This is a genomic window from Streptomyces sp. NPDC006458 (assembly GCF_040612135.1).
GTDB lineage: Bacteria > Actinomycetota > Actinomycetes > Streptomycetales > Streptomycetaceae > Streptomyces.
The window spans coordinates 212,890-231,704 of record NZ_JBEXPR010000004.1 but is presented as its reverse complement, the minus strand read 5'-3'; the positions used below and the strand labels follow the sequence as shown (position 1 = coordinate 231,704).

Here is an 18,815-nt window from a genome sequence, read left to right as displayed (position 1 = left end):
AGATTCCCTGCCGACCTGTCAACATCGTGTAGGTGAAGCCCTGTTGAGGGCCGGATGGGGGTGAGGACCTTGCCGAGCGACCCGCTGTTCTCCATGGAGGCCCGGCTGCGGCGCTTTCGGGCCGAGGGCGACCCGGAGGTGCTGCTCGGCCCGGAGGCCCGGGACGAGGCACGGACGCTCACCGAGGCACTCGCGGCCGGCCCCGGGCTGGCCCACCACCTCACCCTCGGCTCGTACCACTGGTGCCGCAGCAGCCTGGTGTCCGCGCGCCAGGCCCAGCGGGAGGCCCAGCTGGCCGCCGACCTGCTGCTGCCCTGCTACGTCGCCGGGCTGCCGGGCCTTCCCGAGGAACTCGTCCCTGCGCTCGCGGGAACGGTCCTGCGCGCAGCGACCGACGACTGCGCCGGGACGCTCTCCACCCCCGAGGGCGTCCCCTCGCCCCCGCTGCTGGACCTGTGGCGGCGGGCCCTGCGCGACGCCCCGGCAGCGCTCCGCGACGAGGTCCTGACCGGCTTCCTCCCGTTCTCCGGCTCCTTCTCCTTCACACCGGAACAGACCGACTGCCTCCTGGAACTCGCACGGGCCGTCCTCGACGTCACCCCCACCGGCCACCCCGACCGCGCCGTACGCCTGCTCACGCTGGCCCGCACCCAGGTGATCCGGTTCGCCCACTCGGACACGGAAGCGGACCTGGACGCCTGCCGGGAGGCCTGCCGTGCCGCGCAGCAGATCGTCCCCGCGGATCACGCCCTCGCCGCGGAGCTCACGGTTCTGTGGCGCAACACCGAACGCCTGCGGCTGCGGCGCACGGTCCGGCCCGCCGAACTGGACGAGGCCGTCGCATCAGCCCGCCGCGCCCTGGCGGCCGCCCCCTCCGCGGCGGATCGCCGGGAGCGGCAGTGCGCGCTCGCGGCCGCGCTGCACGCACGGTTCCGGGCCGCCGGCTCGCTCACCGACCTCCGGGAGGCCGCCGACGCCTACGAGGAGCTCGTACGGCAGGCCCCGGCCGACGACTCCGTCGCCCTGCGCCTCGACGAGACGGTCGCCCTGGCCGACGTACTGGCCGAACTCCCGCAGCGGAGCAGGCTGCTGAGCGACCTCGACCGGGTCGTCGGCACCCTCCGGCTGCTCGTCGACGACGACGCCGTCGCGCTGCCGCTGCGCGTCCTGGCGCTCACCAACCTCGTTACCGCCCTGACGACACGCTTCGGGCGCACCGGCCTGGGCGCGGACCTCGACGCCGCCGTGGAGTCACTGGATGCCTTCGCGCGCGAACTGCCCGCAGACGCCCCCGACACCGCCGAGGTCACCCTGCTCCACGGCCGCGCCCTGGAGCTGCGGGCCCAGCGTCTCGAACAGCCGGCCGACCTGGACGCGGCCGTCCTCCGCTTCCGGCAGGCCGCCGAGACCCCCTCGCCGGACGAGACCGTGCGGCTGAACGCGTGGGGGCATCTGGGCTCGGGGCTGCGCGAGCGGGGGCAGGCGACGCAGAGCCGCGGTGACCTCGACGCCTCGGTGGAGGTGTGCCGCCGGGCGGTCGACGCGACCCCGTCCGGACACCCCCTGTCCACGTCCCTGCGCACCAACCTCGCCGCCTCCCACAACGCCCGCCACCGCCTCACGGGCAACCTCACGGACGTGGACGCGGAGATCGCGATCAACGAGGAGCTGATCGTCGACAGCGGCGCCGAGGATCCGGAGCATTCCCTGCACGTCTTCCGCCTGGGCCTCGCACTGCACCTGCGGTTCCGTGCCACCGAGCAGCAGGCCGATCTGGACCGCGCCGTCGACACCCTGCGCACGGCCCTGGAACTGGCACCACCCGGCAGCCCGCAGGCGGCGACGGCGCAGCAGGCCCTGCGGGCTGCCTACGCCGAGCGGTACAAGGTCACCAAACAGTGGGGAGACCTGGAGGCCGCCGCGACGGCCGCACAGGGCAACTCGGCACCGCCCGCCTTCCCCGACGTCCCCGCGGACGGGCACCTGGCCTACTTCGACAACGGCGACTGGGTGACGCGCCTGCCGGGCCCCGGCTGGAACGACGGGCTGATGCCCCTCGTGCTCAAGCTGCGCGAACACCTGGACACCGTCCCCGCCTCCTCGCCCCAGTGGCCGTACGTCAAGCACCTCAAGGCGCTCCTCGACCGGCCGCCGCAGGAGTTCGGCGGCGTCGCGGGGCTGCGCAGGGCGGTCGACGAGTACGGCGCCGCCCTCGAACCGATCCCGATCCCGATCACCGACAGCGGCGGCATCGACTACGACGGATACCTGGCAGCGCTCCGCGACGAACTCCGCGACCCCGCCGAAAGGCCGTACGGGGAGATCCGGGTGCAGACGGTCGTCGACGTCCAGGCCCTCGCGCTGGCGGAGCGGGAGCCGGTGGGGCCCCAGTACACCTACATGGTGCTGGCGTGCGCCCTGCTGGCCCGCCACGAGCGCTCGGGCGATCCCCGTGAGCTCAGCGCGGCCGTCTCCGCCGCACGCAGCGCCGTCGAGGCCGGCCGGCCAGGCGCCCCGGAACGGGCCGCGCAGTATTGCTTCCTGGCCGACGCCCTGCGCATACGCCACGAACGGACGGGCGAGCGCGACGATCTGATGGCCTCCGTGGCGGCGTTGTACGACCTCGCCCGGCTCCTCCCGCCCGGCGGGACCCCGCGCGGCCGACTGCACTTCAACCTGGCCCGCGCCCACCGGCTCGCCTTCGAGCGCTGGGGCGACGCGCAGGACGAGGCGGCTGCCGTACGCGAACTGGGGCACGCCCGGTCGGCGGTGGCCGACGACCATCCGGACCACCGGCTGTACACGGCGGTGGGCGTCCGGTGGGCGCGGGACGACGCCGACGCCCTGGACGAGCTGGTCGGGGCCTTTCGCGCCGTCCTCGCCGCCCTGCCCGAGGACGACCCCGACCGGGCGCCCTGCCGGTCGAGCCTGGCGGAGCTGCTCGCCGTGCGTCACCGTCGTGCGGGGGACCGGGAGTCGCTCGACGCGGCGGTCGACGCCGGCCGGCTCGCCGTGGCAGCCGTGAGCGTGCCGGGGGCGGCGCTCGCCGCCGACCTGGTCCGCACGGCCGAACTGCTGCGTCTGCGGCACGAACTGGCCGGCGACCCCGCCGACCGTGCCTTCGCGATCGACGCGCTGACCCGCGCCGCGACGGTCGTGACGGCATCGCCCGCCCTGCGGATCGACGCCGCCCGCGCCGCCGCGGATCTCCTCGCGCCGGACGACCCGCGCGCGGCGGCACGGGAGCTGACCGCCGCGGTACGGCTGCTGCCCGAGGCCGCCCCCCGGCAGCGGTCGCGGGCGGCCCGGCAGGACGCCCTGGCCGCCTTCCCCGGGCTGGTCGGCGACGCCGTCGCCCTCACACTCGCCACCGGGGCGGGGGCGGCCCCGGCCGCCGAGGCCCTGGGACTGCTGGAATCGGGCCGGGCCGTCCTGCTCAACCAGGCCCTGGACCTGCGCGGCGACGTCCCCCTCCTTCGACAGCACCACCCCGGGCTGGCCGGGCGTCTGGAGAACCTGCGGGGCGCGCTCGGCCGCCGGGAGACCGACCCGGTCGAGGGGCCGCCGTCGGCCCGGTCGCCGCACCACCAAGGGCATCTGTCCGAGGAACTGGCCGATCTGCTCGAAGGCATCCGCCAGACCCCCGGGTTCTCCTCCTTCGCACAGCCCCCGTCCCCGCGGGCCCTTGTCGCCGAGGCGGCCGAGGGGCCGGTCGTCGTGTTCAACCTCAGCGCCCACCGCAGCGACGCGCTGATCGTCACACCGGGCGGTGTCGAAGCGCTTCCGTTACCCGCCCTCACCCCCGCAGCCGTGCAGGAGCGCGCACGGGACTTCCACCGGGCCCTGGGGCGGGCGACCGCTCCCCGCGTGGCGCTCCAGCAGCGGGCCGAGGCACAGGAGAGCCTGCTGGGGCATCTCGCCTGGCTCTGGGACCACGCCACGGGGCCCGTGCTGGACCGCCTCGGCTTCGGCTCCGCGCACACCGGCAACGCCCCCTGGCCCCGGGTGTGGTGGATCCCCGGCGGTCTCCTCGGACGGCTCCCGCTGCACGCCGCCGGCCACCACGACGACCCGCCGCGGGCCCCGGACCGCCGTACGGTGCTGGACCGGGTCGTGTCCTCGTACTCGCCGAGCGTACGGGCGCTGCGGTTCTCCCGGGAGCGCCGCAGAAGCCTGCGCGGGCCCGCCGACCGGGCGCTGATCGTCTCCATGCCGACCACCCCCGGGCTCCACGCGCCCCTGACCAGCGCCGCGCGGGAGGCGGAGCTGCTCAGGAGGCGGCTGCCGGGGTCGTTGCTGCTCCGCCCGCCGCAACCGGGCTCCGGCGAGGAGGACTTGGCGACCAGCAGCCGGGTGATGGCCCGCCTGGCGGACTTCCCCATCGTCCACTTCGCCTGCCACGCCCTGTGCCACCCCACGGACCCGTCGCAGAGCACCCTGCTGCTCGCCGACCACGCCACCGCCCCGATGACGGTGCAGCGCCTGAACACCCTCAGCCTGGAGCGCGGGCAACTGGCCTACCTCTCCGCATGCAGCACCACGGCCACGACCGCCCGCACACTGCTCGACGAAGCCCTCCATCTGACCTCGGCGTTCCAGCTCGCCGGCTTCCCCCACGTCATCGGCACCCTGTGGCCGGTGACCGACACCGGCGCCCTCACCGTCGCCGACACCTTCTACGACCGTCTCGGCACGGACGGCCCCATCGGCGACGCGGCTCTCGCGCTGCACGAAGCCACGCGCACGCTCCGCGACCGCTACCCGCGGCTCGTCAGCGCGTGGGCGGCGCATCTGCACACCGGTGCGTGAGAGCACCGCCCAGGTCTGACGATGCTCATCGCGGCGTTGGAGAACGTCCTTGCAGCGATCGACGACGAGTACGCGGCCGACTGCCGCCTATCAACCACAGAGGAACGGACCACCCGGTGAAGCCCTCACGCGGCGTTCTCGCAGCTCCCGGACATTACCCTACGTACTCATGCGATTGCTGTCCGTATCTCCCGTGGCCGGTCCGGCGAGGTTGGGATGGCTGGACGCCCTGCGTGGCATCGCGGCACTCGTCGTGGCGTTCGACCACTCCTCCTCCACCTTCATGTCGGACTTCCGGCGGGAGCTGATGCCGGAGTTCAACACCAGCAGGTACGGCATCATGGTGTTCTTCCTCGTCAGCGGCTACATCATCCCCGCGTCCCTGGAACGTCGCGGCTGCGTCCGGACGTTCTGGATCGTCAGAGTGTTCCGTGTCTACCCGCTGTGGGCGGCCGTCGTCGTCGTGACCCTCGTTCTCGGCCTGTTCGGTGTCGCGAGGATCCGTGACTTCGGAGCGGAGGAGGCCGGGGCGGTGGCCGTCGCCCATGTCACCTTGCTCCAGGAACTGCTCGGGACCCCCAGCCTCCTGCTCGTGCTGTGGACCCTCTCGTACGAGATGGCGTTCTACCTGCTGGTCGTCGCGCTGTTCACCGTCCGGGTGCAGCGGCCGGCGACAGTGGCCGTCACCCTGGCCGTGCTCGCGGCCGTGAGCGTGACGGCGGGCGTGATGCCGCAGGACTCCGCCCTGTCCGGCGTGACCGGCACCGGCCCACTGATCGCGTTCGGTTCGATCGCCATGGTGGCCGCCATCTGCTGCGCGAGCGCCACGCCACCCGCACTGCGCGTGTTCGGGGGAGTGCTGGGCGGGGTCGTGGCGCTCGTTCTGGTGTGCAACGGCACGGTCCCCTTGTGGGAAAGCCTGGTGATCCTCGCCGCGATGTTCCTCGGCACCGCCGTTCACCGGGCCGAACACGGCCGGAGCACCTGGTGGCACGCGGCCGGCACAGCGGTCGTGGTGGTCGTCTGCGCGGTGTGGAGCGCCTACTGGTACGGCGACGGGGACCTCTTCACCCGGCGCGGGTGGATCCTGGCCTTCCTGCTGGCCGTGCTCACCTTCGGCATCGGTCTGGCATTGCGCCGACGGCACCTGCCGAGACCGCTGACCGGGCTGGGAGTGATCAGCTACTCCGTCTATCTGGTTCACCCGGTCCTGCTGGCGGTGATCGCCGGCACGATCGCCCGGCGGTGGCAGAACAACCTCGCCCTGGAAGCGGCCTTCTTCGCCGTGCTGATCCCCCTGTGCGTCCTGACCTACCGTTACATCGAAGCGCCGTGCCACGCATACGGCCGCAGACTGGGCCGCCGGGTCCAGCCACCGTGACACACGCCCGAACCGCCCGCCCGCGCGGTGCCGTTGCCGAGTGCACGGACTCGGCCCGCGACCGCAGCGCCCAAGGGGCGGCTCTAGCCAACCCACCCCCGCAACAACTCCTCCCGCTCCGCCTTCCGGGGCGATCCCCCCTCCCAGGCGCGGCCCCACTCCGACATCGCCGTCAGCGTCGTGGCCATCGTGGCGGCTCCCTCCGTCAGGCGGGCCAGGAGAGCGCGGGAGAGGTCGACCTCGGTCCGGGTGTAGCCGACGGCTGCGGCCGTGTAGGCCGGCAACTCGTGTCTGCCGTCGGCTGATTCCACGTAGAGCGTCATGAGCGGCGGAGCGTCCTGCGACGGGCCGCCCTCGGCCGCGGCCAGGTTGATCACCGTGCTCAGCGCCAGACCTGTCACCGTGCCGACCTGCCGCCGCAGGGACTTCACGGGTACGTCCGCCACCGTCAGAGCGTGAACGTCCTCCCACAGGTGGAGGCGGGACCGTCCGTCGCCGAGCGCGATCACGCCCTCAGGGGTCAGGCGTACCCCGCGAGCCAGACCGGACGGCTTCGCGCCCACGTACACGTCGCCCTCGGCGATCCAGAACAGGCCCACCATGGCCATGCGTCGCTCACTGCTCCCGGTGACGGCGCCGCCGTCGTGTCACACATCAAACGATCAGGTCGTTTCCGTAACGCGGGAAGGAACCGGAAAGTTTCCGACTGCTCGCCCGAGGGCGCGGCGGGACGAACGCGGCCCGCCGCAAGCCGGGAAGCCGCCTGAGCGGGCCGGGAAGACGGCCTGCTCGAAGGTGTGAAGTCGAGGCGATCCTCGTCCGCTGCGGCGACCCCGCCAGGAGACTGTCCTCGGGTGGGGCGGGCGTCGCGCGTGCGGGGGAGAGGTGCGCCGTACCGGCCTCACCCGATCCACGGCGACAGGGGGAACAAGGGTGGCGTCGCGGCGCACTCCGCTCGGAGACAGGGCTCGTTACTGGTTCGACAGCACGTTGACACGCGGCGTCCCGGCGCTCGTGGGCTGGCTGGCCGTGCTGTGTCTGGTGGTCGTGGTCCCGGCCAGCGCCGTGGTCGTGTGGACCGATCCGAACGCCCCGGCACCCCTCCCGGCGAGGCTGGTGCAGGTGTGGCGTCTCACCGGCGAGACACTGCGACTGGGCGGTGCCACCGGGGCACCCCTGAGAGTGATGCTGTCGGTGCTGCTCGCCCTCGTCGCCCTGCTGTACGTCTCCACGCTCGTCGGCCTGGTCACCACGGCCCTGACCGAGCGGCTCCTCGAACTGCGGCGGGGCCGCTCCACCGTGGTGGAACGAGGCCACGCCGTGGTGCTGGGCTGGTCGGAGCAGGTGTTCACGGTGGTGGGGGAACTGGTCGCCGCCAACGCCAACCAGCGGCGTGCGGCGGTCGCCGTGCTGGCTGACCGGGACAAGACCGAGATGGAGGAGGCGCTGAGCACGAAGGTGGGGCCGGGCGGCCCCACCCGGCTGATCTGCCGCAGCGGCCCCACCACCGATCCGGCCGTCCTCGCCCTGACCAACCCGGCCGAGGCAGGAGTCGTGGTGGTCCTGCCGCATGACGAACCCGACGCCGACGCCCAGGTCGTCAAGACACTGCTGGCCGTCCGGGCCGGGCTGCCCGACCCGGACTCGGGCCCACCGGTCGTCGCCGCGGTGCGCGACGAACGGTACCGGCTGGCGGCGTCCCTGGCCGCAGGACCGAACGGCGTCGTCCTGGAGAGCGACACGATCAGTGCCTCACTGATCGTGCAGGCCGCCCGCCGCCCCGGCCTCTCGCTGATCCACCGTGAACTCCTGGACTTCGCCGGAGACGAGTTCTACCTGATCAGTGAACCGGCGCTGATCGGGCGTTCCTTCGGCGACGCGCTGCTGTCGTACACGACATCGAGCGTCGTCGGACTGATGCGAGGACATGTCCCTCTGCTCAGCCCGCCGTCGCACACGCCCATCGGCCGGGACGACATGCTCGTCGTCATCTCCCGCGACGACGACACCATCCACTGGGAGGACTGCTCCCCACTGGTCGAGAAGTCGGCGATGGCGAGCGAACAGCCGTCGCCCGCGCGGCCGGAACGGGTCCTGCTGCTCGGCTGGAACCGCAGGGCACCTCTCGTGGTCGACCAGTTGCGCCGCTGCGCCCGGCCCGGCTCGGCCGTCGACGTGGTCGCGGAGGACGCGGATGTCACGCTCCGGGAAGTCGACGATGCCGACCGGGAGTTCGGCGCCGGTCTGGCCCTGACGCTGCGGCGGGGCGACGCCACCCACCCCGACACACTGCGCGACCTGGACATCGAGTCGTACGACAGCGTGATCGTGCTCGGCCGGGACCCCGGCCACGCCTCGGACGAGCCCGACATGCGCACCCTCGTGACCCTGTTGCTCCTGCACCGGATGGAGCGCGCTGCCGGATGCGAACTCCGCGTGGTCACCGAGCTGATCGACGACCGCAACCGGGCCCTGGCCCCGACCGGCCCCCGAGCCGACGTGATCGTCAGTGGCGAGCTCATCGGCCTGCTGATGGCGCAGATCTCGCAGAACCGGCACCTGGCAGGAGTGTTCGAAGAGCTGTTCTCCGCCGAGGGTAACGGGGCCCACCTGAGACCGGCGTCGGAGTATGTCCTGCCGGGTCACGCGACGCCCTTCGCCACGGTCGTGGCCGCGGCGCGCCAGCGGGGCGAGTGCGCCATCGGCTACCGCAGCCACGCCGACTCCTCACAGGGTCCCGCGTACGGCATCCGGATCAACCCGCCCAAGACCGAGACCCGTTGCTGGAGCGTTCGCGACGAAGTCCTGATCGTGGGCAAGGGCTGAACTCCGGCCCCTGACCGCCGTGCCGCGCCGGGACACGGCGGTGCGGTGGAGCGTGGCCGGATGTCGCGGTCCAGGGCGGCTCCGGCCTGCGATCCGAATCGATCAGCTTCATGCTCCTATTGATCATTGTGAGTTATTCCTGAGCAGATCCGCCTGGGGTCGCGTTGGTCGACCTACGGTGCTTCACGGGGCGGGTTCCAATCCGGTGCCCGCCGTTGCCGAAAAACCAAGGGGAGGCGCTGATGGCGAGTGTGGAAGTGTCGCTGAAGGAACTCATGACCGGAATCGAGGGGGCGCTCGGGGCGGCCGTCGTCGACTACACCAGCGGCATGGCTCTCGGAACTCTGGGCGGAGGCAAGGACCTGGATCTGATGGTCGCGGCGGCCGGGAACACGGATGTCGTCCGTGCCAAGGTCCGCACCATGGAGCATCTGGGCCTGCAGAGCGAGATCGAGGACATCCTGATCACGCTCGGCGGGCAGTACCACCTGATCCGGCTGGTGAAGGGTCGCAACGGCAACGGCCTGTTCCTCTACCTCGTCATCGACAAGGCCCGCTCGAACCTGGCCATGGCTCGCCATCAGCTCAAGCGGGTCGAAGAACAACTCGAGGTCTGACCGGCCACCGAGACCGGGCTGACGCATGCTCGCGATGTGCAGAATTCTTCAAGTCATCACATGGGAAGAGTTCCAACTCATGAACGAGAGTCGCCCGGCCCGAGGAGAATGAGCAGAGAGGACCCGTGGCGCGGTCGTTTCGGCATTGCCGCGCCACGGGAAGCCATCCCCGACCGGCAGGAAGAGCGCAATGCGAGTCCCTCTGTATCAAGCGAAAGCGGAGTTCTTCCGTATGCTCGGGCACCCGGCACGCATCAGGGTCCTGGAACTGTTGCAGCACGGGCCGGTCGCGGTGCGGGACTTGCTCGCGGACATCGAGATCGAGCCCTCAAGCCTCTCGCAGCAGCTGGCCGTGCTGCGCCGTGCGGGCATCGTCGTGTCCATCCGGGAGGGCTCGACCGTCAGCTACGCACTCGCCGGTGGCGATGTGGCCGAACTTCTCCGCGCGGCCCGCCGGATCCTCACCGAGCTCCTGGCCGGGCAGAACGAACTCCTCGTCGAACTGCGGCAGACCGACGACTCTCCGCCCGTGACCGCGCCGACCCAGACCGCCGCGGAGAGCGTCCGCTGACCTCGGCCGGGCCGCATCACGCCACCGGCATGACCGACCACACCGAGGCAGACGCCTCGGCCTCCTGACGGCAGCAGACCGGTGCGGTGCCGGTCTGCTTCGCGGATGAGTGGGCATACGGCGGTGAACCGGCGCGCGCAGCCGCCGCCGGACGTCGCCGCGAAAGACGGTCAGGGGAGGACCCATGCCCACCCAGGTGCCCGAAAGACCCCGGCAACTGCCCGGTGAAAGGAACGGCGCGGGTCCTGCAGGAGCAGGGCACGAGCGCCTCGCGCTGCCCCGTGGCCTCCGCTGGTCCGCCAGGTGGATCGGCGCCCTGACCATCTGCCAGGCAGCGCTGATGACGGGCCTGGGGCTCCTGATCACCGGCCCCGCCCGCGACCTGTGGCCGATCTCCGCCGAGGACGAGGTGAATGAAGCCCTGGAGCGCATCCGCACAGCCGCGCTCACGGCACTGTCCTCGGTCGCGTCGGAGGCCGGCAACACCCTCGTGGTGATCGCCGTCTCCCTGGTGAGCTGCCTGGGCCTGATCCTCGTACCCCGGCTGCCGATGTGGCGCCAGGCCGCCTTCCTCGCCCTTGCGGTGTCCTTGCAGGCGTTGGTCTTCCTGGTCGTCACCGAGGCGGTCGACCGCAACCGCCCGGACGTGGAGCGTCTCGACGGCTCGCTGCCCACGTCCAGTTACACCTCCGGTCACACCGGCGCGGCCACTGCGGTCTACGGCGGTCTGGCGGTGCTGGCGCTGTCCCGGCTGCGTCGGCCCTGGCGGTACGTCGTGGGCGCAGTGCTGTGCTGCCTGCCGATCCTGGTGGGCGTGGCCCGGCTGTACCGGGGCATGCACCATCCGACCGACGTGGCGGGTGGACTCATGAACGGGTCCCTGTCGCTGCTGATCGTGGGACGCGCGCTGCTCACCGACGGCTTCGTGGCCGCGCCCGCCAAGTCCGCCGCCCTCGTGGCCGACGACGCACGGCGGATCCACGGCCGCACCGTCGTGATCTTCGATCCCCTGGTCACCGGCCCGGCCCTCCGGCAAGAGCTGAACCGGGTGCTGGCCCTGCACGGCTGTCACGAGACGGCGTTCATCGAGACCACGGTCGACGACCCGGGCCGTGGGCAGGCGGCCGCCGCGGCCCGCGACGGGGCGGCGCTCGTCGTGGTCTGCGGCGGCGACGGCACGTTCCGGGCGACCGCCGACGCCTTGGCGGGCACGGGAGTTCCCCTCGCCCTCGTGCCGTGCGGCACCGGCAACCTGATGGCCCGCAACCTCGGCCTGCCCCTCGCCCCGGTCGCGGCACTCGACGCCGCGCTGCGCGGCACGCGCCACCGCATCGACCTCGGCCGTATCGAAGGCGACCACCTCAACGGCACCCACTTCGCCGTCATGTCCGGCGCCGGTCTGGACGCCGCCATGGTGCAGCGCGCCAACGACGACGGCCGGGCCAAGACCCTCTTGGGCTGGCCCGTCTACGTGCTGGCCGCCCTCCGCGTCCTGCGCACACCGCCGCTGCGCATGAGTGTTCGCCTCGACGGGGCGGCGCCCCTGCGGCGCGAGGCCCGCATGGTGCTGCTCGGCAACGTCGGAACCGTGCAGGGCGGCGTCCGGCTGCTACCGCGGGCCCGTCCCGACGACGGGCGGCTGGATCTGCTGCTCCTGCGGCCGCGAGGATTCGGCGGCTGGCTTCGCGCCCTGGGGACGCTGTTGCGCGGCACACCGACACCCGCGCGCACAACGGATCTCGACGCCCGCGGGCCGGTGGAGTTCTTCACCTTCCACCGCGCCGAGTTCACCTTCGACGCCCCGCAGCCCCGCGAGGTGGACGGCGATCCGGCGCCCCCCGGACAACACCTGGTGGCCGAGGTGAACCCGGGAGCGCTGACCGTACTGCTGCCCGCGCGGGGGAAGTAGTGGGTACGGCGACCAAGGTTCCCGAGACACGGGACATGAGCGGTGAGGAGCTGTCCGCCGACGAGGCGTGGGCGACACTGCGTCGCTACGGCGGCTGGTCCCTGCTGCGGGACGCCTTCGTCCGCTTCCGGTACGCCGACGGCTTCAGTCACTCCCGCGCGCTCGCCCTGCAGACGGTGCTCGCGTTGGTGCCCCTGGCGATCGCGTTCGTCGGCCTGTCCACCACTCTGCACACGGAAGACGTGGGCAGGCTGGCCGAGCTGACGATCCACCGGATCGCCGAGGGACCCAGCGCCGACGTGGTCGACGACGCACTCGACCGCAGCCGTCGCTCGGCGGGCGACGGCGCGGAGGTCGCCCTCTGGTTCGGCGCGCTCTTCTCCCTGGCCAACGTCACCACCGCCATGTGCCAGATCGAGCGGGGAGCCAATCGCATCTACGGCAACGAGCGTGACCGGCCTTTCCACCTCAAGTACCTGCGCGGTCTCGTGATGTCCCTCAGCGCCGGGCTGCCGCTCGGCCTGGGGTTCGTCCTCATGGTCGCCGGCGGCGATCTCGCCTCGGCTGCGGTCACCGTCTACCACCTGGACGGCAGCGCCCAGCGGGCCTGGGACCTTCTGCGCTGGCCGTCCGGACTGCTGCTCGCCCTCATCTCGGCGAGCGCCGTCTTCCGCCGCTCGCCCCGCCGGAAGCAGCCGGGCTACACCTGGCTGGCCTTCGGTGCGGCGGTCTACCTGCTGCTGTGGATGACGCTGACCTCGCTGCTGAGCCTCTACCTCGACATCAGCGGCTCGTTCGACACCGTGTACGGGCCCCTCAGCGCGTTCATGTCCCTGCTGCTGTGGGCCTACCTGACCTCCATCGCACTGTTCCTCGGGCTGTCCTTCGCCGCGCAGCTGGAGGCGGCGCGGGGCCGGCGTCCGGGGCCGATCCAAGCCGATCCGGGAGTCTGAATGATGACGCGGGAGGCTGTCCGACACCTTCGTGAACGGCGTCGCGAACGCTGTCGGCGGGCGGACCGGAGATTCGGTGTGCGGCTGCTGGCCTCGGCGGCGGTCGCCGCGGTGGCCGCGGTCGCGTTCGGACTGCTGCTGATCCTCGTCGAGGGCCGGTGGCGGCCGTTGCTCCGGGTCGACACGGGCGCCGCGGAACGGCTGCACCAGGTCGCCCTTCGCCATCCGGGGTGGACGGACACGCTTGAACTGCTGTCCGACCGGGTCTGGGACCCGGTCACGCTGCGTGCGGCAGTCGCGCTGCTGACGCTCTGGCTGCTCCGGCGCGGGGCGTGGCGTCTGGCGGCCTGGGCGGCGGTCACGGCGGTGGGCGGCGGGTTGACTGGCCTGCTGGTCAAAACGGTGGTGGAGCGGGCCCGGCCCGCTCTGCAGGACCCTGTCGCGCACGCTCCGGGCTACTCGTTCCCGTCCGGCCACGCGATGACGGCCACCACCTCCTTCGCCGTGTTCCTGCTGGTGCTGCTGCCCCTGATCCCCCGCGCGTGGCGCATTCCCTGTTGGTGTGCCGCGGTGCTCTCCGTGGCCGGCGTCGGCTTCACCCGGGTCGCCCTGGGGGTGCACTGGTTCAGTGACGTCCTCGGGGGCTGGCTCCTCGGCCTGGCCGTGGTCGCACTCACGGGATGGTCCTTCGAGGCGTGGCGAGCCGACGCCGGGCGGGCACGGTCCGCGGTGAGTGAGGGCTTGGAGCCCGAACTGACCGAAGCGGCCCCGGAGCCGGATCCGGTTCCCCGTTGAGACGAAGTCGGCACGCATGGGTGTGCGAAGTCGGGGTAGACGCTGCGTCGGCAGCCGTTTCCGGCTGAACGACGGCGGGATCGCCCTTGGCGAATCGGGAGGGGAACAGTCATGGTGCCCACGATGGCAGTGACGACTCGGAAGGCAGAGATGCCCGACGTCGCCGATCCTTCACGGGTGGCGCCGAAGGACGCTCGCGAGCTGTCCAAGCTGTTCTTCGAGCAGTTGGCGGTGCTGGAGGAGGGAAGCGAGGAGTACAGCTACGCCCGCGGCACGCTGATCGAGATGAACATGACCCTGGTGCGTTTCGCCGCCGGCCGGTTCCGCAGCCGCGGCCCGGAGGAGATGGAGGACATCGTCCAGGTCGGCATGATCGGGCTGATCAAGGCGATCGACCGGTTCGAACTGTCGCGGGAGACGGAGTTCACCTCCTTCGCCATCCCTTACATCGTCGGCGAGATCAAGCGGTTCTTCCGCGACACCACCTGGGCCGTGCACGTGCCGCGCCGTCTGCAGGAGGCTCGCGTCCAGCTCGCCCGGGCGACCGAGGAACTCGGCAGCCGACTCGGGCGCATCCCGACGGACCAGGAACTGTCCGAGTTGATGAGCCTGCCCGAGGACGAGGTCCGCGAGGCCCGCCTGGCCGCCAACGGCTACAACTCCTCCTCCCTGGACGCCACGATCAACAACAGCCAGGACGGCGAGTCCGCCCTCCAGGACTTCATCGGCGCCGAGGACCAGTCCTTCGAACTGGTGGAGAACGTCCACGCGCTGGCTCCGCTGATCGCCGAACTCGACGACCGGGACCGGCAGATCATCCACCTGCGGTTCGTGGAGGAACTCACGCAGGCCCAGATCGGTGAACACCTGGGCGTCTCCCAGATGCATGTCTCCCGCCTGCTGTCGCGCTGCCTGGCTCGGCTCCGTGAGGGCCTGCTCACCTCCGACTGACCTCCAGGAGCGTCCCAGCGCCGTCCCGATTGGTCCCGCCCCACGCGATCTGCCGGCGCGTGGTTGTCGTATGACGCCTGGACGGCTCTGTCGCACCGGGTGTGACGGAGCCGTCCGGGAAAGGTGGGGCACGAACGGGGGAGAGGTAGATCGGATGGGCGCGGATTCGAGGAGTGGGTGTCGCGACGACCAGTCGTGCCCGGTACTGGCCGAGGCGACGATCGCTCTGTCCGGTGACGGGCCGTGTATCGCCGAGGCCCGGCACTGGGCGGCGGCTTTTCTGGTGGACGAGGCGGTGGCAGGGCGTGTCACGATGCCGGAACGCGTCGTGAGTCTGGCCCAGTTGATCGTCAGTGAGTTCGTCACCAACGCCTGCAAGTACGCTCCCGGCCCCATTCTGCTGCGGCTCTGTGTGACGGCTGGGGCGTTGGAGGTGGAGGTCTGGGACAGCCATCCGGTCCTGCCGGTGGCCGGGCATGCGGACCCTCACCGGGTCGGCGGTCACGGACTGGAGATCGTGAAGGCCGTCGCGGCCGACCTCGCCGTCGTGCCGGAAGTGGTCGGCAAGCGGGTCACCGCCCGCATTCTTCTGGACTCCCACGCCACGCCCGACGCCCGGTCGAGCGGACCGTCGACCAGCGGCCGCGCCCGGCAGGACCGATGAGCGCTGTCCGGCCCGCGGCGGTCACGCGGCGGGGGCGGTCAGCGGCAGCAGGGCGACGACCTGTTTGCCGACGTTCAGCGCGACAGTGTGCACCTGCTTGCACAACAGGTCCACCAGGAGCAGGCCATGTCCTCCGACGCGTTGGGCGTCGGGTGCCTGACGGCGGGGCGGGTCGGGGGAGCTGTCGCGCACCGTGATGCGCAACTGATCGGCGTCCGGCGGGATTTCGAGCAGAAGCTCGTACGGGCCGGGTGCGTGACGCACGGCATTGGTGACCAACTCGCTGACGACCAGCTGGGCATCCTGGCCCGGCCTGTGGTCGGGACGGTGCCCTGCCCGGGTCAGCAGTGTGCGCACTGCTTTCCGGGCGTCCGCGATCGAAACGTGCGACGTGTCCCAGACAGCGCGGTAGCGCCAGGACGCCAACCGTCCGGGGTCGCCGGATGTCTTCTTGCTGAGAGGGGTGACCATAGCTGTGATCCTGTGGGTCTTCTCCGTCTTTCATGGCACGGTGCGGTTGTTTCCCAGGTTCGTTTACCCAGTGTCGTCTCCGGTATGGATCCGTTTCTCGACGGGACGGTGAGAACGAGCCGACGGCCGCCCCGCGCGTGGCGCCGCTGCCGCACCGGCTCGCGGAAGGGTGCGGTGGCAGAGAAATGGCCTTCCCGATCAGGAAGGCCATTTCCGGCAAGGAGGAGGGGCGTCAGCGCTTGAAGACGTCCTTGGACTTCTCCTTGGCTTCCCGGGCGTCCCCCTTGCTCTTCTCCCTCTGCCCCTCCGCGGCCATGCGGTCATTGCCGATGGCGGTTCCCAGAGTCTCCTTGGCCTTGCCCTTGGCCTGCTCGGTCTTCGCCTTGGCCTTCTCGTGGGCGCTCATGGAAAAGCCCTCCTCGTGACGGGGAATACGATGTCGTGGTACTCCACGGGTACCCCGGATTCAATTTCATAAGCAAGGTAGTTCCAGTGAATGACATGGGATTCGGAGGGTATTCGCAGCGTCAGGAGGTCGATAAAGATGGTTCCTGTTCTGTTGGTTCTGCTGCTTGCCCTCATCCTCTTCGGTGCCGGATTCGCCATCAAGCTTCTGTGGTGGGTGGCCGTGGCCGTCCTCGTGCTGTGGCTGCTCGGGTTCGTCATGCGCTCCACGACCTCGGGCGGTGGTCGCGGGCGCTGGTACCGGTGGTGACCTGACACGCTCCCACGCCTCTACCGCAGGGCCCGGGCCACCTCGGCCGGGCCCTGCGGGTATGCCCGTGCGCGGAGAAACCGGCCTCGCGTGGGCGGTAGAACGAAACAGGGCAACTAGGCCAAAAGGTACTGTTGTCGTTTGACAACAATAGCTATGAGGCAACAAAGTAGCCGTGTCAGAGCGCACGGGGAAGGACCTGGAATGCTCCGGTGGACGGAGACCGCTCCGTGTGCCGGCCACCATCACCGCAAGGCGACGGTGGCATCGGCGCCACGCAGGGTCGATCAGGCGGTACGGCTGCCTGGATCCGCGGCTTCGTCGTGTATCTGCGTCGCGGCGGTGACGCAGAACGACTCCAGCCCCTCCAGCAGCGCGATCCGCTTGGCGGCGGGCATGTCCGCCAGCACTTTGTGCAGCTCCTGTTCCCGGCGAGTCCGCAGATCGCCGAGGAAGGTGCGCCCCCTGCCGCTGAGGTGCAGCCGCACCTCACGCCTGTCCGCCGCGCTCACCACGCGTTCGACGAAACCGGCGGCCACCAGCCGGTCGCAGAGCCGACTGGTGGACGGCGGGGTGGACGCGAGCGACGCGGCGAGGGTGCGCAGGTTGATGCCGTCGTGGTGCTCAAGGATGTGCAGCACGCGCAGCTGGGACGCGGAGGTGGGCGCGGTCGAAGCCCGGCCCCACACGACTTCCAGCAGCTCAGCGGCCTTGGTGGTCACACGTGCGACCTCGTCGGGCTCTGGGCGGCGGCGGAAGGCAGTCACGATCACACTCTCGCAGGCACTGGGGTGCCTGTCAGCGTACTAGGCGCACGCGCTGGCGGCAGACGACTCAGAGGTGACGGCCGTGGCCTTCCGGGAACCCGGCCTCATGGGTGAAGTCCGCGCGTGTCCGGTGAAAGATTGGTGTATTCCTCATCATGAAGAGACTTGTGGCCGCTGAACGCGCTCTGCGCACAGCGGCTCCCCACGGGTTGCTCGACGCCCTCCGCGCCGTACTGATCGATCAGTACGGCGCGGAGGACGCCGAACTGTTGCTGGCCGACTACGGCCTGACCGTGCTGCAACCGGTGTCGGCACGGCTGCACACCCTGGATCCGGTGTCGTTGCACAACAGCCCGGCGGGCCGCGCCTTCGGCTCTCAGGAGCCCTACCGTGAGCAGAAGCGGGACGGACGAGTCGACCTGCACCTGCCGGTGAGCGTGCGGGGCGAGCGGCTCGGGGTGCTGACGGTGACCCTGCCCGGAAGCGACCTCGCACGGGAGTGGGAGTCCGAGCTGGCCGAGATCGCCGACGTGCTGGGACGCGAGGTGCTCGTCGCCGAGCGCGACACCGACCGGTACCTTCAGGCGCGGCGCAAGGACCGGCTCACCCTGGCCGCCGAGATGCAGTGGCAACTGCTGCCCGGCCGGTCGTGCTCGCGCCCCGAGTACGACCTGGGGGCCCAGCTGGAACCCGCCTACGCCATCTTCGGCGACAACTTCGACTGGTCCACCAATGCCGACCACCTGATGCTTTACGTCACCAACGGCATGGGCCAAGGCATAGAGGCCTCGCTGCTGACGAATCTGGCCATCAACGCGCTGCGCAACGCCCGGCGTGCCGGGATCTCCATCGCCGACCAGGCCGCCCTGGCCGATCAGGCCGTCTACGCCCACTACCGGGGGCGCTGCTACTTGTCGGTCCTCATGTTCGATTTCGACCTGGCCACGGGCCGGGCGAGCGTCGTGGACGCCGGCTCCCCCCAGTTGCTGCGGCTGCGCGACGGCGTAGTGGAACGGGTCGCCTTCGAGGCCCAGCTGCCCCTGGGAATGTTCGAGGAGACCGACTACGTGGCGCAGGACTTCCACGCCGAGCCCGGGGATCGGCTCGTCTTCGTCAGTGACGGGGTGCATGCCGTGGCCTCGCCCAAGGGGGAGGCGTACGGGGAGGCCGCGCTCGCCCGGGCCATCCAGTCCACCCGGCTGCTGCCCGCTGCCGACGTGCCACGCGCCATCCTGAGGGAGCTGTCCGGTCATCGCGGCAGGCACCTGCCGGACGACGATGCCCTGGTGCTGTGCCTGGACTGGCACGGCAGGCCCTCCGGGCCTTGACGGTGAGCGGGCCCGGTCGAGGCGCCGTGTGGTGTCCGCCTGCGGCTTCGCCCGCCGG

General features: G+C 71.1%; 16 protein-coding genes. 12 read left to right on the top strand and 4 right to left on the bottom strand.

The window, feature by feature from the left end; genetic code table 11:
- Nucleotides 1–69: 69 nt before the first annotated feature.
- Both ABZZ79_RS07620 and ABZZ79_RS07615 read left to right on the top strand, forming a co-directional pair.
- A complete protein-coding gene (locus tag ABZZ79_RS07620) occupies nt 70–4,809 on the top strand; it encodes a CHAT domain-containing protein (RefSeq protein WP_356687501.1) in 4,740 nt (1,579 codons plus the stop codon).
- 169 nt (nt 4,810–4,978) lie between these two features.
- Nucleotides 4,979–6,190 carry an acyltransferase gene (locus ABZZ79_RS07615; RefSeq protein ID WP_356687499.1) on the top strand — a complete coding sequence of 404 codons (1,212 nt, stop codon included), beginning with the start codon at nt 4,979–4,981 and terminating at the stop codon, nt 6,188–6,190.
- A gap of 83 nt (nt 6,191–6,273) precedes the next feature.
- Here the strand turns inward: ABZZ79_RS07615 and ABZZ79_RS07610 are convergent, their stop codons facing one another.
- Nucleotides 6,274–6,798 carry a hypothetical protein gene (locus ABZZ79_RS07610; RefSeq protein WP_356687497.1) on the bottom strand — a complete coding sequence of 175 codons (525 nt, stop codon included), beginning with the start codon at nt 6,796–6,798 and terminating at the stop codon, nt 6,274–6,276.
- Between the two features lie 325 nt (nt 6,799–7,123).
- Between ABZZ79_RS07610 and ABZZ79_RS07605 the strand changes: the two genes are divergently transcribed.
- The 8 genes from ABZZ79_RS07605 to ABZZ79_RS07570 all read left to right on the top strand — a co-directional run bounded on the left by ABZZ79_RS07605 (nt 7,124) and on the right by ABZZ79_RS07570 (nt 15,476).
- The gene (locus ABZZ79_RS07605; RefSeq protein ID WP_356687495.1) at nt 7,124–9,016 is read left to right on the top strand and encodes an NAD-binding lipoprotein; all 1,893 of its coding nucleotides are present in this window, start codon (nt 7,124–7,126) and stop codon (nt 9,014–9,016) included.
- A 242-nt stretch (nt 9,017–9,258) separates the two neighbouring features.
- Entirely contained in the window at nt 9,259–9,633 is a 375-nt protein-coding gene (locus ABZZ79_RS07600; protein ID WP_356687493.1) for a hypothetical protein, read from the top strand.
- A gap of 190 nt (nt 9,634–9,823) precedes the next feature.
- Nucleotides 9,824–10,204 (top strand): metalloregulator ArsR/SmtB family transcription factor, encoded by a 381-nt coding sequence (locus ABZZ79_RS07595; RefSeq protein WP_356687491.1) that lies wholly within the window; start codon nt 9,824–9,826, stop codon nt 10,202–10,204.
- A 184-nt stretch (nt 10,205–10,388) separates the two neighbouring features.
- Nucleotides 10,389–12,113, top strand: a complete 1,725-nt coding sequence (locus tag ABZZ79_RS07590) for a diacylglycerol kinase family protein (protein ID WP_356687489.1) — start codon at nt 10,389–10,391, stop codon at nt 12,111–12,113.
- Nucleotides 12,113–13,066, top strand: coding sequence for a YihY/virulence factor BrkB family protein (locus ABZZ79_RS07585; RefSeq protein WP_356687487.1), 954 nt, complete (start codon nt 12,113–12,115; stop codon nt 13,064–13,066). The genes ABZZ79_RS07590 and ABZZ79_RS07585 overlap by 1 nt, the downstream gene beginning before the upstream one ends.
- Nucleotides 13,067–13,861 carry a phosphatase PAP2 family protein gene (locus ABZZ79_RS07580; RefSeq protein WP_356687485.1) on the top strand — a complete coding sequence of 265 codons (795 nt, stop codon included), beginning with the start codon at nt 13,067–13,069 and terminating at the stop codon, nt 13,859–13,861. It abuts the gene before it with no gap.
- A 123-nt stretch (nt 13,862–13,984) separates the two neighbouring features.
- The gene (locus ABZZ79_RS07575) at nt 13,985–14,812 is read left to right on the top strand and encodes an RNA polymerase sigma factor SigF (RefSeq protein ID WP_356687483.1); all 828 of its coding nucleotides are present in this window, start codon (nt 13,985–13,987) and stop codon (nt 14,810–14,812) included.
- A 154-nt stretch (nt 14,813–14,966) separates the two neighbouring features.
- Nucleotides 14,967–15,476: an ATP-binding protein gene (locus ABZZ79_RS07570; protein WP_356687481.1), complete on the top strand. Its 510-nt coding sequence runs from the start codon at nt 14,967–14,969 to the stop codon at nt 15,474–15,476.
- Nucleotides 15,477–15,497: 21 nt separating this feature from the next.
- Here ABZZ79_RS07570 and ABZZ79_RS07565 read toward each other — a convergent pair whose 3' ends face one another.
- Both ABZZ79_RS07565 and ABZZ79_RS07560 read right to left on the bottom strand, forming a co-directional pair.
- Entirely contained in the window at nt 15,498–15,947 is a 450-nt protein-coding gene (locus ABZZ79_RS07565) for an ATP-binding protein (protein WP_356687479.1), read from the bottom strand.
- Between the two features lie 232 nt (nt 15,948–16,179).
- On the bottom strand, nt 16,180–16,353 hold the full coding sequence (locus tag ABZZ79_RS07560; protein WP_356687477.1) for a CsbD family protein: 174 nt from the start codon (nt 16,351–16,353) through the stop codon (nt 16,180–16,182).
- 138 nt (nt 16,354–16,491) lie between these two features.
- On the opposite strand from ABZZ79_RS07560, the gene ABZZ79_RS07555 reads away from it, so the two are divergent.
- Entirely contained in the window at nt 16,492–16,662 is a 171-nt protein-coding gene (locus ABZZ79_RS07555; protein ID WP_356687475.1) for a hydrophobic protein, read from the top strand.
- 287 nt (nt 16,663–16,949) lie between these two features.
- Here the strand turns inward: ABZZ79_RS07555 and ABZZ79_RS07550 are convergent, their stop codons facing one another.
- Nucleotides 16,950–17,384, bottom strand: coding sequence for a MarR family transcriptional regulator (locus tag ABZZ79_RS07550; RefSeq protein ID WP_356687473.1), 435 nt, complete (start codon nt 17,382–17,384; stop codon nt 16,950–16,952).
- 200 nt (nt 17,385–17,584) lie between these two features.
- Here ABZZ79_RS07550 and ABZZ79_RS07545 point away from each other — a divergent pair, with 200 nt between their 5' ends.
- The gene (locus ABZZ79_RS07545; protein WP_356687472.1) at nt 17,585–18,757 is read left to right on the top strand and encodes a PP2C family protein-serine/threonine phosphatase; all 1,173 of its coding nucleotides are present in this window, start codon (nt 17,585–17,587) and stop codon (nt 18,755–18,757) included.
- The last annotated feature ends 58 nt before the right edge of the window (nt 18,758–18,815 follow it).